The organism is Pseudomonas sp. FEMGT703P, from assembly GCF_002786345.1.
Taxonomy (GTDB): Bacteria; Pseudomonadota; Gammaproteobacteria; order Pseudomonadales; family Pseudomonadaceae; genus Aquipseudomonas; species Aquipseudomonas peli.
Genome location: NZ_PGCM01000006.1, coordinates 290,051 through 307,172 on the forward strand (window position 1 = coordinate 290,051; position 17,122 = coordinate 307,172).

Annotated in this window: 18 protein-coding genes; 4 read left to right on the forward strand and 14 right to left on the reverse strand. The window is 61.1% G+C overall.

All coding sequences use genetic code 11. The features are described from left to right. Positions 1 to 166 precede the first annotated feature (166 nt). From CUR33_RS11470 to CUR33_RS11500, 7 genes are all read right to left on the reverse strand, one after another. Positions 167 to 643 carry a nuclear transport factor 2 family protein gene (locus tag CUR33_RS11470; protein WP_289239708.1) on the reverse strand — a complete coding sequence of 159 codons (477 nt, stop codon included), beginning with the start codon at positions 641 to 643 and terminating at the stop codon, positions 167 to 169. Next, positions 630 to 875 (reverse strand): hypothetical protein, encoded by a 246-nt coding sequence (locus CUR33_RS11475; RefSeq protein WP_289239709.1) that lies wholly within the window; start codon positions 873 to 875, stop codon positions 630 to 632. Before CUR33_RS11475 ends, CUR33_RS11470 begins: the two co-directional genes overlap by 14 nt. 14 nt (positions 876 to 889) lie before the next feature. Next, positions 890 to 2,950, reverse strand: a complete 2,061-nt coding sequence (locus CUR33_RS11480) for a pyridoxamine 5'-phosphate oxidase family protein (protein WP_289239710.1) — start codon at positions 2,948 to 2,950, stop codon at positions 890 to 892. A gap of 51 nt (positions 2,951 to 3,001) precedes the next feature. Next, entirely contained in the window at positions 3,002 to 3,631 is a 630-nt protein-coding gene (locus CUR33_RS11485; RefSeq protein WP_289239711.1) for a glutathione S-transferase, read from the reverse strand. A gap of 181 nt (positions 3,632 to 3,812) precedes the next feature. Further along, positions 3,813 to 4,715 (reverse strand): LysR family transcriptional regulator, encoded by a 903-nt coding sequence (locus CUR33_RS11490; RefSeq protein ID WP_289239712.1) that lies wholly within the window; start codon positions 4,713 to 4,715, stop codon positions 3,813 to 3,815. A gap of 3 nt (positions 4,716 to 4,718) precedes the next feature. Beyond that, the gene (locus CUR33_RS11495; RefSeq protein ID WP_282876516.1) at positions 4,719 to 5,615 is read right to left on the reverse strand and encodes a LysR family transcriptional regulator; all 897 of its coding nucleotides are present in this window, start codon (positions 5,613 to 5,615) and stop codon (positions 4,719 to 4,721) included. Positions 5,616 to 5,739: 124 nt separating this feature from the next. Continuing rightward, the gene (locus CUR33_RS11500) at positions 5,740 to 6,657 is read right to left on the reverse strand and encodes a LysR family transcriptional regulator (protein ID WP_289239713.1); all 918 of its coding nucleotides are present in this window, start codon (positions 6,655 to 6,657) and stop codon (positions 5,740 to 5,742) included. Between the two features lie 117 nt (positions 6,658 to 6,774). Here CUR33_RS11500 and CUR33_RS11505 point away from each other — a divergent pair, with 117 nt between their 5' ends. Together CUR33_RS11505 and CUR33_RS11510 are read left to right on the forward strand one after the other, a co-directional pair. Continuing rightward, the gene (locus tag CUR33_RS11505) at positions 6,775 to 7,104 is read left to right on the forward strand and encodes a nuclear transport factor 2 family protein (RefSeq protein ID WP_289239714.1); all 330 of its coding nucleotides are present in this window, start codon (positions 6,775 to 6,777) and stop codon (positions 7,102 to 7,104) included. After that, positions 7,101 to 7,874: an SDR family oxidoreductase gene (locus tag CUR33_RS11510; RefSeq protein ID WP_289239715.1), complete on the forward strand. Its 774-nt coding sequence runs from the start codon at positions 7,101 to 7,103 to the stop codon at positions 7,872 to 7,874. Before CUR33_RS11505 ends, CUR33_RS11510 begins: the two co-directional genes overlap by 4 nt. Here CUR33_RS11510 and CUR33_RS11515 read toward each other — a convergent pair. From CUR33_RS11515 to CUR33_RS11535, 5 genes are all read right to left on the reverse strand, one after another. Further along, positions 7,871 to 8,374 (reverse strand): hypothetical protein, encoded by a 504-nt coding sequence (locus CUR33_RS11515; protein ID WP_289239716.1) that lies wholly within the window; start codon positions 8,372 to 8,374, stop codon positions 7,871 to 7,873. The genes CUR33_RS11510 and CUR33_RS11515 overlap by 4 nt on opposite strands. Before the next feature lie 136 nt (positions 8,375 to 8,510). After that, a complete protein-coding gene (locus CUR33_RS11520) occupies positions 8,511 to 9,206 on the reverse strand; it encodes a tRNA (adenine(22)-N(1))-methyltransferase (RefSeq protein WP_289239717.1) in 696 nt (231 codons plus the stop codon). A gap of 184 nt (positions 9,207 to 9,390) precedes the next feature. Then, positions 9,391 to 9,726 (reverse strand): hypothetical protein, encoded by a 336-nt coding sequence (locus CUR33_RS11525; RefSeq protein ID WP_289239718.1) that lies wholly within the window; start codon positions 9,724 to 9,726, stop codon positions 9,391 to 9,393. A gap of 50 nt (positions 9,727 to 9,776) precedes the next feature. Continuing rightward, complete coding sequence (locus tag CUR33_RS11530; protein WP_289239719.1) at positions 9,777 to 10,535, reverse strand: phosphatase PAP2 family protein; 759 nt, start codon at positions 10,533 to 10,535, stop codon at positions 9,777 to 9,779. 41 nt (positions 10,536 to 10,576) lie between these two features. Then, positions 10,577 to 12,535 carry an LTA synthase family protein gene (locus CUR33_RS11535; protein ID WP_289239720.1) on the reverse strand — a complete coding sequence of 653 codons (1,959 nt, stop codon included), beginning with the start codon at positions 12,533 to 12,535 and terminating at the stop codon, positions 10,577 to 10,579. 107 nt (positions 12,536 to 12,642) lie between these two features. Here CUR33_RS11535 and CUR33_RS11540 point away from each other — a divergent pair, with 107 nt between their 5' ends. Next, positions 12,643 to 13,326, forward strand: a complete 684-nt coding sequence (locus CUR33_RS11540; RefSeq protein ID WP_160088265.1) for a response regulator transcription factor — start codon at positions 12,643 to 12,645, stop codon at positions 13,324 to 13,326. Further along, on the forward strand, positions 13,316 to 14,587 hold the full coding sequence (locus CUR33_RS11545; protein WP_289239721.1) for a sensor histidine kinase: 1,272 nt from the start codon (positions 13,316 to 13,318) through the stop codon (positions 14,585 to 14,587). Before CUR33_RS11540 ends, CUR33_RS11545 begins: the two co-directional genes overlap by 11 nt. A gap of 180 nt (positions 14,588 to 14,767) precedes the next feature. Here CUR33_RS11545 and CUR33_RS11550 read toward each other — a convergent pair whose 3' ends face one another. After that, complete coding sequence (locus CUR33_RS11550; RefSeq protein WP_289239722.1) at positions 14,768 to 16,150, reverse strand: GntP family permease; 1,383 nt, start codon at positions 16,148 to 16,150, stop codon at positions 14,768 to 14,770. 77 nt (positions 16,151 to 16,227) lie between these two features. Beyond that, a complete protein-coding gene (locus CUR33_RS11555; protein ID WP_289239723.1) occupies positions 16,228 to 17,031 on the reverse strand; it encodes a substrate-binding periplasmic protein in 804 nt (267 codons plus the stop codon). Positions 17,032 to 17,122 lie beyond the last annotated feature (91 nt).

Consider the following 17,122-nt stretch of genomic DNA (forward strand, 5'->3'; position numbering starts at 1 on the left):
TGCGGGCGCCTCTGCTGGAAAACCAGCAAGCGCAGGAACACGCGATGGTAAGCAAACGGATGCGCACCAGCATCTGCAAGGGGCATCACGTTGCGACGGCTATTCAGGTAGGCGTTCGATGACGCCCCCTTCCATTCAGCGCTCAGCCTTTCTGAGTCGGTTGGACTTATAAACCCAATTGCGAAAGCCCCGGGTAGTCATCAGGACGCCGCCCCAATGGCCAGCGGAATTTGCGTTCGGACTCTTCAATGGGCAGGTCGTTGATGCAGGCAAAGCGATGCGCCATCAGACCGTTTTCGGTGAACTCCCAGTTCTCGTTGCCGTAGGAGCGAAACCAGTTGCCCGAGTCATCGTGCCATTCGTAGGCATAGCGCACGGCGATGCGGTTATCGGTAAACGCCCACAGCTCCTTGATCAAGCGGTACTCCAGCTCCTTGTGCCATTTGCGCTGCAAAAACACCTGCGCCTCGGCACGGCTGGTGACGAATTCCGCGCGGTTGCGCCATTGGGTATCGGGGGTATAGGCCATTGCCACTTTTGCCGCATCACGGCTGTTCCAGCCATCTTCGGCGAGGCGGACTTTTAAGATGGCGGACTCCCGGGTAAAGGGCGGAACCGGTTGACGAATTTCAGCGGTAGACATGGCGCTGGCTCCTGCACGTGGTGAGGGATGGAATGACGGGCGGCGCTACACGGGGTACCCGTAAGGCGGCAAACAGCCGCTTCAATACACGCAGCAGCGCAGCATTTACGTCGTGGCCTGAGTACTCAGGACCAGACAGCAACTGCGGCAGTAAATAATTCACCTCCCAGTGCCCTGGCGTTTCACTCGATGCGTCGGGCGCGTCGTAACGGTCCACTGTTTCGCGGTTCATGTTGCAGCACCTCGCTAGAGATCAAGCACCAGGGGTTGGATAGCGCCGTCCAGCGCTGCCGGTACGGCGCAGCAGATCAATACGCTATCGCCCTCTGGCAGTTGTGCCGGTGGATTGGGGTAATGCACGTGGCCGCTGACCAGGCGCGTTTTGCAGGTGCCGCACGAACCACCTCGGCAGCTGAAGTCAGGGCTCAGACCACGGCTCTCGGCCAGCTCCAGCAAGCTGCCACTGCCCGGTACCCAACGTGCCTCTTTCGCCGACGAGGAGAAATAAACCGGCACGGGGGCGCTGGCGGCAGGTAACTGAACCGATGCAGCAGGCTGTTCAACCGCTAAACGTTGCAATGTCGAAGGGCCGAATACCTCGGCATGGATACGCTCATCCGGGATGTTCAGCGCCCGCAGCCCGTCGTACATGGCCTGCAGAAAACCACCGGGGCCGCAGAGGTAAAAGTCGTAGTCATCCAGCGGTAGGCGAGCCTTTACCTGGGCGAAGTCGAGACGACCGGTTATTTCAAAATCACGCCCCACAACCGCCTCAGTGCCTGGGCTGCTTAATGCGCGGTGGATATGCAGGTGCTCGCTATCGCGCTGTTGCAGCGCCTTGAGTTCGGCCTGGAACGGCAAGTCTTCCGGGGTTCGGGCGCTTTGAAACAGATGCACAGGGCGTTGCCGCTGCTGCTGACTATTCTGCGCAGCCAGCTCGCGGAACATCGAGAGCAAGGGCGTAATGCCCACCCCGGCAGCGATCAATACCACCGGGCGCTCGGTTTTTTCGATCAGGGTAAAGCTACCCATGGGCGGGCGAACTTCCAGCAGATCACCCACCTGCACCTGGCTATGCAGGTGGTGCGAAGCCGGCCCCTGGGCTTTGACGCTGATGCGCACCTGACCGTCAGACGGTGCACTGGAAACGCTGTACGTGCGGATCAGTGGCACCTCAACACTTGGAATGTACAGACGCACCGGCACGTGCTGGCCCGGAGTAAACGCCACCGCCGTGCCATCCAGCGGCTGAATATAAAACGAGCGAATGTCCTGACTTTCCTGCTGCACCTGGGTCACGCGCCACTGTTGCCACTGCCGGCGTTGCTCACTCTGGCGCAGCTTCGCGTCGGCATCCGCCCAGTTTCCGGTGGCCAGGCTGGTCGGTGCGTAGTCGTGAAAGGTCCAGCGCAAGGAGGTTGCCGCCGGGCGCAGCACAGCCTGCTCAACCTCGAAGGTCCACAGGCGCTCGGCACTTTCGAAGGCGTGGATCATCGGGCTATCGAGAATCAGCTCGGTGCGGCCGGTGAGTTGCAGGATGTCGCCGGAGACAAAGTCGACAAACAACAGCCCCGCAACCGGGTTGGCCTGCAGGTTGCCCAAAGTATTGAAGAACAGGTTGCCGGCGTAATCGGGGATGGTCAGCCGGTTACCTTCGACTTTGACAAAGCCCGCGCGGCCACCGCGGTGCGATACGTCCACCGAGCGATTGTGCGCGTCATGGTCGAAGTAGCTGGCGATAAAAAAGGTGTCGGCCTCACGGATCATCGCGGTGGTGCGGGCATTCAGTTCGGTGAAATTCTCGCGCGCGGCGCGCTGCTGCAACAGCTCCGATGAGCGCGTGTAAGAGCGCGCCTGGATGTACTTGGGACAGTTGCCGTAGGAGTGCTCGACCGCGACGGCCAGGCCATCAGCAGAAACCTGCTGGATCACCCCGTTGATGCGGTTGCGCCGGCGCGTGTGCAGCTCGATGCCGAGCAAGCCAATCGCCTGATCCGCTTGCAGGCCGCTAGCGGCGGGGTCCTGTGCATCAGGCTGTACGGCCAGGAGCAACTGCTGCGGATCGGGCGAGGTGACGAAGCCTTCCGGCCCCTCCAGCAGGGTCGCCCAGGGCCGCTGCTGCGCATCGACCGCACCGACAACCATAAACGGCAGTTGCTGGTAGAACTCGCGGTGCTGGTCGGGCATGTAATCGCGAATGACCTTCTGCCCAATCACCTCCATGCGTTCGGCGACGCTGTAGATGTCCTGAAGCGTTTTTTCCCCGTCATGCCAGGGTGAGCGGCGGTGTTTGGGCAGATGATCCATGCAATGCGCTCCTCAAGAGAGCTGCCGGGTACCCGGCAGCCTATGACGGACTCAGTTGGCGTGCAGACCTGCGGCGGTACGCTGCATCGGCACGAACCCGGGAAGTGCCTCTACCCGCTCCAGCCAGGCGCGCACATTCGGGTAGGCCTGCAACGAGACATTGCCTTCCGGGGCATGGGCGATATAGGTGTAGTTGGCGACATCGGCGATGCTAGCGGTTGCGCCTGCCAGGAACAGGCTGTTGGCCAGCTCGCCGTCCATCACCTTGAGCAGGGCATGGGAACGGGCGATCACATCCTCGGCATTCAAAGGCGCACCGAACACGGTGATCAGCCGAGCCGATGCCGGGCCGTAAGCCAGCTGGCCCGCTGCCACCGACAGCCAACGCTGAGTGCTTGCTGCCGCGAGGGGCTCTTCCGGCAGCCAGGCACCCTTGCCATATTTCTTCGCCAGATAAACCAGAATGGCGTTGGAGTCGCTGAGGAGGGTGCCGTTGTCATCAATCACCGGCACTTGGCCAAAGGCGTTGATGGCGAGGAATTCAGGTTTTTTGTGCGCCCCGTTGGCCAGGTCGACAAACACCAGTTCGGTGGGCAGCTTTAACAGTGAGAGCAGTAGCTCAACGCGATGCGCGTGGCCGGACAGTGGGTGGCGATAGAGTTTGATGGCTGGCTGAGACATGGTGCGGCTCCTTGTAGAGGGTCAGATGAATCAGCGCTGCGTCACCCAAGCTGGGCGGTTTTTGCGCTGGTAGGTTCATGCTGCGCCTGCTCGCGGCTAAGCAGAATCGCCATGCAGAGCAATGCATAATTCCGTTTTATAAAAGAATGCGACCACACACAGGCACGGTCGCGGCGCCCTGTCAGTTTAGAAATGCCGGATGAGCCCGCAGCCTTGGCGTGGCGAAGTCGATAAAGGTGCGCACACGCGCCTCGGCCCGGCGGCCGTCGCGGTAGATCAACTGGGCGGGCAAGGCCTGGCTGGCAAAGTCGTTCAACACCGGCTCAAGCAACCCGCTTTGCAATTCATGGTGCGCTTCGTAGCTCATGCAGCGAATCAACCCCAGCCCCAGGGTTGCGGCATGGATGGCGGCGCGCTGAGTGGTGCACGTCAGTACCGGCAAGGGTTTCACCAAGCGTGTGGAGCGTTCGCCATGGAAACGCCATTCGCTTTGCTGGCCGCTGGCGGTGGTCAACACCGTACGGTGCGCTTTGAGGTCCTCAGGCGTTTGCGGGCGTCCCCACTTGGCCAGGTAGGCGGGAGAACCGCAAACAATCGGCCGCACCCTGCCCACCGGCATGGCAAACCCGGACGAGTTCGGCAGATGGCCCACCACCAGGGCAACATCAATGTTCTCCTCAAGCAGTTTGGGCACACCTTCGCAGGCCTGAGTGACCAACTGCACCTCAGGGAACGCCGTCAGATAATCGAGGGCAATTGGCATCAGTACCTGCTGATCCATCAGCAGCGGTAACGACAAGGTCAACCGACCAGCGGGGCAGGCATGCACGCCGGCGGCAGAGCGCTCGGCAACAGCGGTGTGTTCGAGAATCTGCCGACAGCTGACGGCAAACTGCTCGCCTGCCGGGCTTAGCTCGACGCCGCGCGGCCCGCGTAACAACAGCTTGTTGTTCAGGCGCGTTTCCAGGGCGGCGATGCTGCGCATAACGGTCGCGGGCGACTGCTCAAGCTGGCGCGAGGCCGCGGCCAGGCTGCCGGCTTGCACCACGGCGGCGAACACCTGCATCTGCCGATAGCGACTCATGGCTTAAGCACCTTCGCCCCTTTGCAGCGCCGGGTCTTGCAGGAAGCGGCTGGCACAGAAATCGACAAAGGTGCGCACCTTGGCGGGTACTCGTCCGCCGCCTTGATAGAGCACATGCACCGGCAGTGCCGCTGCTTCAAAGGGTTCCAGAATGATCTCCAGCTCACCCTTTGCGACCAGCTCGGCCACCTGATACGACAACACCCGCGTCAGGCCCCAACCCAGGCATGCGGCGTTGATCGCCGCCTGATTGGAACTCACCAGCAGACGCGGTTTGGGATGCAGGGTCAGAGAACTGGTGCCCAGGTTGAACTGCCAATCGGTGAGCAGGCTGCTGGCCGAGGACATCACGATGGGCGCGGCCAGTACCTCCTTGGGTTCCTGCGGTCGACCAAAGCGTTCGAGAAAGGCCGGCGCTGCGCAGATAACCGGGCGGATGTGCCCGACCTTGATGGCCTGCAGGCCGGTTTCCGGCAACTGACCGATGCGGATAGCGACGTCGACGCCCTCCTCCACCATATTCACCAGGCGATCCACCAACAGCGCATTGATCGTCACCTGTGGATGCGCCGACAGATACTCGGTAATCAGCGGAATCAGGTACAGCTCGCCGAACATCACCGGCGCCGTCACGGTCAGGTTACCCCGTGCACGAATGCTGCTGCCGGTGGCCAACTCTTCGGCTTCTTCCAGCTCCAGCAGGATGCGCTTGCAGTCCTCCACATAGCGCCGCCCCGCTTCGGTCAAGCGCAGGCTTCGGGTGCTGCGCGCCAGCAACAGCGTGCCCAAGCGTTTCTCCAAACCGGCAATCACCCGGGTCACGCTGGGTGGCGACATCCCCACCAGCCGGGCACCGCCGGCAAAGCTTTCTGCTTCGGCAACGGCCAGCAGCACCTTCATTTCCTGAAACCTGTCCACGCTCACCGCCCAACGTTGAGACTGACCTAAAGAATGGCCTAACAGGCCCTAGCGTAGCGCTTGCGCGCCGCGGCCGACCACCACGCAGTGGCAGACAATCGGTGGATCATCCGCGTTGGTCTTTGCTCGGCAGATGACCCCGAGCCAGCGCAGTGAATGCCTTGAGCGCAGCGGAGGGGTTGCGCCGGTTCGGGTAGTACAGGCACAGGTTGTCGCGGGGTGGCGTCCACGCCTCCAGCACCCGCTCGAATTGCCCGGCGTCGAGTTCAGCCTGCACATCCTGCTCCAGGAAAAAGCCCAGCCCCACGCCTGCCTGCACCACCGCCTTGGCGACACTCGGCTCGTCCAACGTGAGTTGGCCAGTCACATCAAGCCGAGTCACTTCCCCCGCACGCTCGAAATGCCAGGGGTAAATCGCCCCATTGGGTAGGCGGATGCGGATGCACTGATGTTTGAGCAGATCCGCCGGATTATGCGGACGACCGTGCTGGGCGAAATATGCGGGCGAGCCAACCACGGCGTAGCGTTGCGGCGGGCCGATTGGAATCACGATCATGTCGCTGGGCACAAGACTCGCGGCGCGCACGCCGAGATCGAAACCGTCCGCGACGATGTCCACCAGGCGGCCTTCGGTCACCAGGTCGATATGCACCTTCGGGTAACGCTGCAGAAACGCCAGCACCAGCGGCAGCAACGCGGCACGGGCGGCACTGGCGAAGGCATTGATGCGCAACACACCCGACGGCCCGGCATTGTGCGAACGCACCGCTTCCAGCGCTGCACGTACATCCTGCAACGCCGGGCCGACCTGCTCCAAGTACATCGCACCCGCCTCGGTTAGCGACACGCTGCGGGTGGTGCGGTTGAACAGCCGCGTTTCGAGACTCGCCTCCAGCTTGGCAATGGTGTTGCTCAATGCCGTGGTCGACACATCCAGGTCGATGGCTGCCTGGCGAAAGGACGCCCGGCGTGCCACGGCCAGCACAGCTTCCAGCTCATTGAGACCAAGGCGCGAATCTGCCATGCAATTGTCCTGATAATCGGGATAGGCCATTAACATCTATCCCAGTTGAGCAAACTATCAAGCGAGCGGCAAGATCACAGTCGTAAACCCCAACCCACTGTGAGAGGAGATCAGGCCATGAACCTGCACCTGCCTGACGCCGTACAGACCTACTTTGCTGTCAGCAATGGCGCCGACATCTCGCGCCTTGCTGCCTGCTTCTGCGCGCACGCCAGCGTGACCGACGAAAACCGCACGCACCACGGCATTGCCGCCATCGCAGCCTGGCAACAGGAAGCCCGCCGGGCCTTCACCTACAGTGTCGAACCGCTGACAACGACGCAGAATGACGATTCGCTGAGCGTCACGGCGCGGCTGGTCGGCAACTTCCCCGGCAGCCCGCTGCAGCTGAATCATGTGTTCCTGCTTGAGGACGGCCAGATCCGCTCACTGGAGATCGCGCCATGAACCTCGACCTAAGCGGAAAACGCGTGCTGGTCACCGGCGGCACCAAAGGCGTCGGCCGCGCGCTGGTCGAGCTGTTCCTTGTCGAGGGCGCACAGGTGCTGACATGCGCTCGGCAGGCCAGCAGCGACCTGCCGGCGGAGCAATTCGTACAGGCCGACCTCACGACCCCGGCAGGCTGCGAAACCGTGGTGGCCGCAGCCAAGCAACGACTGGGCGATGTGGACATCATCGTTCACGTTCTGGGTGGCTCATCGGCACCCAGCGGCGGCTTTGCGGTGTTGGACAACGCGCAGTGGCAACGCGAACTCGACCTTAACCTGCTGCCGGCCGTGCGCCTTGATCGCGCCCTGCTCCCGGCGATGCTAAAGCGCAAGAGCGGGGTGATCATCCATGTGACCTCAATTCAGAACCGCCTGCCCTTGCCCGAAGCCACCACGGCTTACGCAGCGGCCAAGGCGGCGCTGTCGACCTACAGCAAAAGCCTGTCGAAAGAAGTCTCGCCGCAAGGCGTGCGGGTGGTGCGGGTGTCGCCGGGTTGGATCGAGACCGAAGCGTCGGTGGCCTTGGCCGAGCGATTGGCGCAGGAAGCCGGCACCGACTACGCCGGCGGCAAACGCATCATCATGGATGCCCTCGGCGGTATTCCGCTCGGCCGCCCGGCCAAACCGGCAGAGGTGGCGGAGCTGATTGCCTTCCTGGCCTCACCTCGTGCGGCATCGATCACCGGAAGCGAGTTTGTGATTGATGGCGGAACCGTGCCAACTGCCTAGCGGTTGTACTCAGAACGGGCGCTGCTGCGCGCGTTCTTTTGCTGCAGGATCAGCGAGGCTTCGTTATAGGCATGCTGAAACGCGTCACTGCCGATCCAGACCACCGCAGCGTCCTCGTCTTCATCGTGGAACATCCCGCGATAGACGATCAGCAGGCCCATCATAAAGTCGGTCGCGGCCTCCTCCGCCTCTTCTGCGACCACCAGCTCCAGTACCGGGTATTGCAGAAACACCAGGCACATCGCCAGCAGGCTGATGCCTTCAGCCATCTTCATCGCCTGGAACAGGTCATCGAAGTGCGCGGGGTCGAAGCCGTTTTCCTCGATATCTTTGAAATCGAAGGTACACAGGTCGATGTCGACATCATCGAACGGCTCATTGATCAGCGGGTTGGCCAACACCGGGTGAATCACATTGGCCTTGGGCTTGCCCATACGGTTCTGCTTGGCCTTGGTTTTAGCCCGTTGGGCGGGTTTTTGCTGTTTGTCTGGGGAAGCCATATTGGCGAGTTCCTTGTCCGGTACAGCCATGTTCATGGCACTGGGATGATGGTGGGCAAATTGTATTCAGTGTTGGTCGCCTGCGGCTGCAAAGGGACAATTTCTTTGTGGCGGCGCGCAACGGCGTTAATCCGGCTTACGCCAGCAACGCCATAATCCACTGCGTCTGCTGAGTGAGTTGCTGCACTTTCGCCTCAGGCACCGTCTGCCGTGCCTGGGCAAAGTCAACCAGGGTCTGCTGCTTCAGGCGCAGCAGGCGCTGCCACTTGGCCAGGAACGCCGGGCTGCGCGCCTGCATTTGCAGCGGGCCAAAGTACAGCTCCTCGGCGCTGTAAGTCACCGGGCCAGAGCGCTCGGCCACGATGATTTCGTAGGCAAAGCGGTTTTCCCGCAGCACTTCCTCACTGAGGATGCGGTAACCATTGTCCATCAGCCATTGGCGCAGCGGCTGCTCGCCGCCGTTAGGTTGCAGGATCAACCGCTCCTGGCCCGTCAGACGCGCCTTGCCGCTGTCGAGGATGTCGCGAATCCGCTCACCGCCCATCCCGCAGATACTGATCGCCGTGATGGCATCGCCCGCCTCAATCGCCGCCAGGCCATCGGCCAGACGCACGCTGATCTGTTGGGCAAAGTCATTCTCACGCACGCTGCGTTCAGCCGCGTGAAACGGCGTCACGGCCACCTCTCCGGCCACGGCGGCCTCGATAACCCCACGGCGCATCAAGGCCACCGGGAGATAGGCGTGATCCGAGCCAATATCCGCCAGCCGCGCCCCAGCGGGAACATGCGCTGCCACGCGTTCCAGGCGCATGGATAGTGTCTGCTCGTTCAACTCCAGCCTCTTCTCAACATCGCCACCCGGCCATTGGGCCGAATCGGTGCGCGATTTTGTCGAGCCGCAGCGTGCATGGCAACTTTCGGCGACCAGCGCTCAGCGAGCCACGGCTGTAGCACCTCACTGACAGGCAGTCTTAGCCCCACAGGGCGGCGCACAGCAGGCGCTTCGACAGCCTGTTTCAGCTGCTGCGCAGGGCTTTAGCCATGGCCTGGTCAACATGCCGACGCCACTCCCGGTCCCGCTCGCTATCGTGCAGTTCACGTTCGATGGCGCTCTCCAGCGCGGCCTGACATTGGCGAAAGCCATCTTCCCAACCTTGTGCGTAGAGGGGTTGCTGCAGGTAGCGCGGAACATCTTTGCGGAAGTCGGCCAATGCCCCAGCCGCTTGCCGACCGCTGCTGCAACCGGCTTCAAACCCATCAACAAATGGGGCGGGATACCCTTCGGCGATCATGGCCTCGCGCGTGCTCTGGCAGCCACTTAACAGGCAGATAAGCACACTGACAGTCAGCATGCTTACGCCATGCCGGTATCCGAGGCGGACAGTACTGCCAGGGTTGCCGCTCATAAGGCATCGCTCCGCCAGGGATGGACGGGGAGTTGCGCCGGCGAGGCGTCACAGACCGCACTCGGCCAATACAGCAGCCAGCGGTAAAAGAGCGTGCAGATCAGCCAATCGAAGAGCAGGGTCCACAGGTTGTGCGAAAGGAAATGCGCGCCCTGCATCACCCGCCCGATAGAAAAAATCATACCCAGGCCCAATGCCAGCGCCAGTGCGACCCGGGCACGTCGCGGGTAGCGATCACGCAGGGCAAAGAACAGCGCAATCAGCGAGAAACCGGCTGAAGCATGGCCACCCGGCCAGCAACGACCAGGGTGGTCTGTGACGGCCCGCTCACCCAGTAGCGGGCTGAACGCCTCTTCGCCACCGAACTCAGTCAAGCTCCAGGGGCATTGCATCGCGGTCAGCTTTTTCAGCGGTGTAACAATGCTGGTCGATACCGCGAGAGACAGCACCAGATAGCCGAGCGGCAGGCTCCATGCCCGCCATTGCTGAACCACCAAGCTCAGAAACAAGCCGCCAATCGACAGAACGCCCAGAATGATCACGCCCTGTTTGGCGCGGTCATGCAGGATGTCTTCCAGCCAGAAATTATGCCGACCGACAAACCCCAGCCCCGGCTCATAAAACCGATGCGCCAGTGCGAAGTCCACGCCACTGGGGTCCAGCAGTAGGAGCAGCGCCATCAGCGCCAAGGGAATGCCCAGCGCAAGGCGAAAATCAAAGTAGCGATTGGTATGAGCCGTGCGTACGACTGCCATCACTGCACTCCAGTCAAGGCACTGCCGAAGCAGTGCGGGGATTAGCGGTTGCTGAGCTGTGCTTCAGGCAGGGCTGAGGGTTGCCACGCCATCAAGCGTTTTTGAAACGCGTGGCTGGCGCCCTGGTAGTAGGCGATATCGCGGCGCAGCAAACTGTCGCGGACCGTACTTGAAGACTCGTGGCTCAACCCAAGCGCATCGTCATGCCTGCGCATACTCCGGCGCGGGCTGAGAATGGCGAGGTCGTGACCGTCGAACAGCCCCAGGTGCTGGTAGTTACCAATCAGCGCCCGCCCAGGAGCGCGGTCTTTACGCAACACGTTGCGACCAAAAAAGGTCGAGCTGTAATCGATGTTGAGCAATCCCAGCAGGGTGGGTGCCAGGTCTATCTGGCTCGCCACTTCAGTGAATGCCTGGGGTTGGATCAGTGCTGGGGCGTAGATAAACAACGGGATGTGGTAGTTCGCCACCGGCAGGTCCTCCTGGCCTGCACTGCCGGCCGTGTGATCGGCCACAAAGACGAAGACCGTCTGGTTGAACCAGGGTTTAGCTCTGGCCTGCTGCAAGAACTGGCCGATCGCGTAATCGGTGTACTTCACCGCGCCTTCACGACCCTCGCCGGACGGGATGTCGATGCGCCCATCGGGATAGGTATAAGGCCGGTGGTTGGAGGTGGTCATCAGTTGCAGGAAGAAGGGCTTGCCCTGGGCATGATCCGCGTCGGCGACCTTGAGGGTTTGCTGGTAAAGATCCTCATCGGACATGCCCCAGGCGTTCTTGAAGGTCATATCGCCTTCCGCCACGCTGCTCTGGTCGACAACGCGGTAACCATTGCCGCTGAAGAAAGCATTCATGTTGTCGAAGTAGCCGCGCCCGCCGTTGATAAACACGCTGTCATAACCGTGGGCATTGAACTGCTGACCCAGGCTGCCATAACCGGATTCACGGCCAATGCGCTTGACGATGGAACGGCCAGGCGTGGGCGGTATGGACAAGGTAATCGCTTCCAATCCGCGGTCGGTACGTGTGCCCGTGGCGTAGAAGTTACTGAAGCTCAGGCTCTGCTGACGCAGGGCATCCAGATTGGGCGTCAGGCCTCGCGCATCGCCGAAGCTGCCCAGGTATTTGGCACTGAGGCTTTCGATGGTGACCAGCACCACGTTCATCACCTGTGGCTGACCGGGGTTGTCGATCAACCGGCGAATGTCCTGAGGGTCGTGACCGATAAAGCGGGCATTGGCTTCGCTCACCTCCTCGCGCAACAGGCTGGCCACTTCCGGCGCCGGCAACGTTGCATAGAACTGCGGGTAGTCCAGTTCGTTATTACGAAAGGCTGCGAAGAACTGAAACGGCCCGTTGCTGGCCAGCTCCCGCTGATAGGTATTACCACCCAGGCCACGCGGGCTGTCCTGACCAACCGACAGACCATCCAACCCGACCAGCACGCACAGCGCTACCAGGGCTGCATAGGCACGGCCGCGGGGCATGAGTGGTGCTTTAAGCGCAGCTTCCACCGGCCGATACAATGCAACGCTGCCCCCCATGGCGATCACCGCGAGCAACGCAATCAGCGGATAGATCGGGTACGACTCGAGGATGTTGTTGATCACCTCTTCCGAGTAAACCAAGTAGTCCACGGCGATAAAGTTGAACCGCACGCCGAACTCATCCCAAAACAGCCATTCGGCAACCGCCGTAAACAGCATCGCAAACACGCTGACGCCGACCAGGCCAAGCAGCAGGCGTTGATGCCAGCGCCGACACCATAGTCGGGCCGGACACACCAGCAGGTACAGCGCCAGGGGCAACGTGGCATACAGCAAAAAGCTCAGGTCGTAGACCAGGCCAACCCCGTAGATACCGCCCCATTGCAGCAGGCTGACATCCGCAGCGGTCAGGTGACTGAGCAGCAGTACACTGCGCGTCAGGACGAACACCGCCAGCCAGGCAAGCACGATGATGGACAGGTAGCGCAGTTGGGCGTAATGAAGCTGAGGCATCGTATGATCCTTGCTGGATGAACGAGCCGCAGTCTGTGGCGAGGCCTGTGAGCCAGGCGTCAACGGGATGTGAAGAAAGTGTCAAAACCAGAGAAAGAGTTCTATCTGTGCGCATCCTAGTGATCGAAGACAACCGCGACATCCTCGCCAACGTACTCGACTACCTGCAGCTCAAGGGGTTCAGCGTTGACTGTGCACAAGACGGCCTGAGCGGTCTGCACCTGGCAAGCACCGGACACTATGACCTGATCGTGCTGGACATCATGCTGCCAGGCATTGACGGCTATCAGGTGTGCAAACGGCTGCGCGAGGACGGCCGCAATGAGGTACCGATCCTGATGCTCACCGCCCGCGACGCCCTGGATGATCGGCTACAAGGTTTGCAGGCCGGGGCTGACGATTACCTTATCAAACCGTTTGCGCTGTCTGAACTGGTGGCGCGGATTGAGGCGATCCTGAGGCGCAGCCAGGGCAGCCGCAAGCGCCAGTTGAAAGTCGCCGACCTTGTCTATGACCTCGACACACTGCATGTCAGCCGGGCGGGGCAACCGCTCAAACTCAACCCCCTGGGCCTCAAGTTACTGGCCGTACTGATGCAGAAAAGCCCCGCAGTGGTTCGTCGCGAAGCCTTGGAGGATGCACTGTGGGGCGATGATTGCCCGGACAGCGACAGCCTGCGCAGCCACATTCATCAGCTGCGCCAGGTCCTCGATAAACCGTTCGCGTCCCCATTGCTACACACCCTGCATGGCGTCGGTTATCGACTGGCGGAGCAGACCGATGGTGTCTAAACAGCCTTTTTCCAGGCGCATTCTGATTGCCTTCGTGCTGATGACCACCTTGGTCAGCGGCCTGTTTTCGCTGAGCATCGTGGCAGTGGTGCACTTCATTGAAGAAAACCTGGTTTCCGAGGAGTTGAACCGAGAACTGGGCAAGGTGCTTGAGGAAGATATTCAGCATGGACGCCCGCCCAGGCTCGACTCCATGACCCAGTTTTTCAGCTCCGAACAGCCGCAGTACCCGATACCCGCAAGGTTCGCCGATTTGCCGGCCGGCTTTACCGAAGTGGTTGATGGTGCCGCCGCGTTCTACGTCTACAGCCGCAAAATCAATGGCCAGACCCATCTCCTGGCGCAGGAACAGCACGAATTCGAAGCCCATGAGCAAGCCTTGTTCGACGTCGTGTTGGCGGGTTTTCTGCTCACCGTGGTCGGTGCTTGGGGGCTTGGGTTGATCATGGCTCGAAAGGTGATGGCCCCGGTAAGTCGGCTGGCACAGCAGGTGCGCCACCGCGACCAGCTGCATGTGCTGGCGCCACCACTGGCTCCCGAATACCCCGACGATGAAGTGGGTCAACTGGCGGCGGCCTTCGACAGCACCCTGGGCCAGGTGCGCCAATCGTTGGAGCGCGAGCGGCTGTTCACCAGTGATGTCAGCCACGAACTGCGCACTCCCTTGATGATCATTGCCACCTCCTGCGAATTGTTGGCCGAAGGCCATTTGCCGCCGCGTGAGCGCGAGCAGATTGAGCGCATCAGCCGGGCCAGCGAAGAAATGCGCGACCTGGTGCAGACCTTCCTGCAACTGGCGCGCGATAAAGCCAACGCAAGTGCCTTTGTGGCGAACAGCAGCCTGGCCGATGTGGCGACGGAACAAGCCAACCGCTGGGGACCGCTGCTCACTGAAAAGGGCCTGGATTTCCAATGCCTACAGGAGGGGCCGGATGCGGGACTCTACAACCCGGTTTTGCTCAACACGGTCATGGCTAACCTGCTGCGCAATGCCCTGCACTACACCGAGCGAGGCTTTGTGCACCTGGTGCTGACCACCGGCGGTTTTCGCGTGGAAGACAGCGGCATGGGCATTGCCCCGGAGCAACATGAGCAGATCTTTCAGCCTTTTGTACGGGGCGCGGAAGCACGCGGTGAAGGGCTTGGCCTGGGCCTCTCACTGGTTAAACGGATCTGCAGCAAACAGGGCTGGATGATCTCGGTACACAACCTGGAGGAAGGCGGCAGCTGTTTTACGGTGGCATTCAACCCTGACGCCTAACCCCGACCATCGGGCGCACGCCAACTTCGTACGCCTTACGGCATCAATGCCACAGCCACGGCTTGGGCAGCATCCTCAACCGCGCGCTCATCCTAGGGCGCTAAACCCAGCACCCGCCCCGCGAGCATCAGCCAACAGCGGGGCAGCGGAATTGGCTGACCACGTGCGGGAACGGCCTTATCAAGCAGCCATCAGGCCTAATGCGCCGATGCAGACAAATACGGCAATCACGGGGATCAGTACCGTCACCACAAAGATGTCCTTGTAAGCCTGTTTATGGTTCAGCCCCATGATCATCAACATGGCAATCACCGCGCCACAATGTGGCAGCGAGTCCAGGCCGCCAGCGGCAATGGTGGCGATACGGTGCAGCACCTCAGGCTCCACGCCCATTTCCAGATATTTGGGGGCCAGGGTTTGCATGAAGATCTGCAGGCCGCCGGAAGACGAGCCGACAATGCCTGACACCACGCTGACCGAGGCGAAAATGGACAGCAGCGGCGGCATGTCCACCGACAGTACCCAGTTGACGAATTGGCCGAAGCCAGCAGTCTGGGTGACCACGCCACCAAAGCCGATCACTGCTGCGGTATTGAGCAGCGGCATGATGGAGTCATCGGCGCCCTGCCCCAGCATCGCCACGGTATTACGCCGTAACGCCGGGAACAGCAGAATGGCCGTCAGCGTGGCAATTGTCAGGGCCAGGCTCGGCCAGATAATGGGCTGGCGCTGGCTGAAATTCAGCACTTGGCCAAGCATGCCCTCACCCGCCGTCACCCCGCCGCTGAGCAACAACAAACGTGGCAACATGATGACGCCCAGCACCACGAGAATCGGCAGCAAAGCCATGCCCCAATGCGGGCCTGTACCGGGCTCACCTGCCAACTGCTGCATGCGCAAATCCTGAGCATTGCTCTCAAAGCCCTCGCCCCGGGCACGTGCCATACGCCACTCACGCTGCACATAAGCCATACCCAGGATAATCATCACCGCGCTGGCCAACAGGCCAAGCCAGGCACCGGCGAACAGATCAGTGCCCAGGGCGCTGGAGGCGATCACGTTGTGGATCGAGGGTGAACCCGGCAATGCGGTCATGGTGAATGTGCCAGAACCCAAAGCCGTCGCCGCGCAGAACAGCCGTTTGGGCAAGTTGGCCTCGCGCATCAAGGTAATGCCCAGTGGGTACATGGTGAAAATCACCACAAACACCACCACACCGCCATAGGTCAGCAGAGCACAGACCACCATACTCACCCATAGGGTGCGTTGAATTCCCAGGCTCCGGGTAATCGCTTGAGCAATGCTGCTGGCCGCTTGGCTGGCAGCCATGACTTTGCCGAAGATCGCGCCACAAAGAAAAAGCACAAAGAACTTGCCGGCGAAAGTGAACGCCCCTAACGGCCCGAAGGGAAAATATTCGAGCAAGGCTTTGGGTGCTTCCAGCTCGTTGGTTAACGCCACCACCAACGAACACACCAGTGCGGCAATTAAAATATTGACGCCGCGCAACGCCATCCAGATGAGCAACGCAAGCCCAACAAACAGCCCTAGATCTCCCAACATAACTGCACTCCTTGTTATTTATTGTTGTCGTGCCACAGCATCACACAGGCAGCGGAGCGAGTAACAGTGCCGTTAAATCAATAGCGATAGCGCTGCACAATCCGCTCATAACGGCCATCCGCTACCAATTCGCGCAGCGCATCGGCATAGGCCTGGACAAAATCAGGCTCGATTGAGCGCTTGCTGAATGCAATCTCGGCGGCATCGCTGGATACCACTACAGCTGTGGGCTTGATCCGCTCGCTGAGGCCCAGTTGCTGGATTTCGTAGGCACCGGTGTTTTCGTCGGCAATCACCCCATCGATACGGCCCTTGCCGACCATGCGCCAGAGGTTGTTGCGGTTGGCCACCTGCACCACCCGTGCGGCAAACGCCGGATCATCCATCAGTTGTGCGTAGTCTGCGCCATAGACCACGTTGATCTGTGCGCCCAGGCGGAATTCGCTGTGCTGCAGTTCCAGCAGCTGAGTGATGGGCCAGCGCTGCAGTGCTGGGGCATGCATAAACAGAATATTGCGCGAGGGCGGCAGCACCGGGCCGGAGAAATGCGCATAGACCTCACGCTCTGGCCGGCGAAAGGCGCCAGGCAGAATATCCAGGCGGCCCAGCTCCAGTTCCTTGAGCGCCCGCGCCCAGGGCAGTTTGCGTAGTTTGATCTGGCAGCCCAAACGGGCCAGCGCCGCACGATTGATTTCAACGTCGATGCCAACCACCGCGCCATCCGCCGTTTGCATGCTGAACGGCGGGTCGTCGTCCCAGCGCAGCGTCTTCTCACAGGTGGCTGCCGCCAGACCCGGCCAACAGGCGAGCAGCAACAGGGCAAGCAAAAAGCGGAGGCGCAGTAAGGACGAGCGGCGTACATCGACTGCAATCAAGATCATCACTCACGCGGGCACGACGGGATGTGGCCTGAGTCTAGCAGTACCTTCCGGTGATCAAGCAAGCCGCCGATTCAGGCCAATGCTAGAGGGG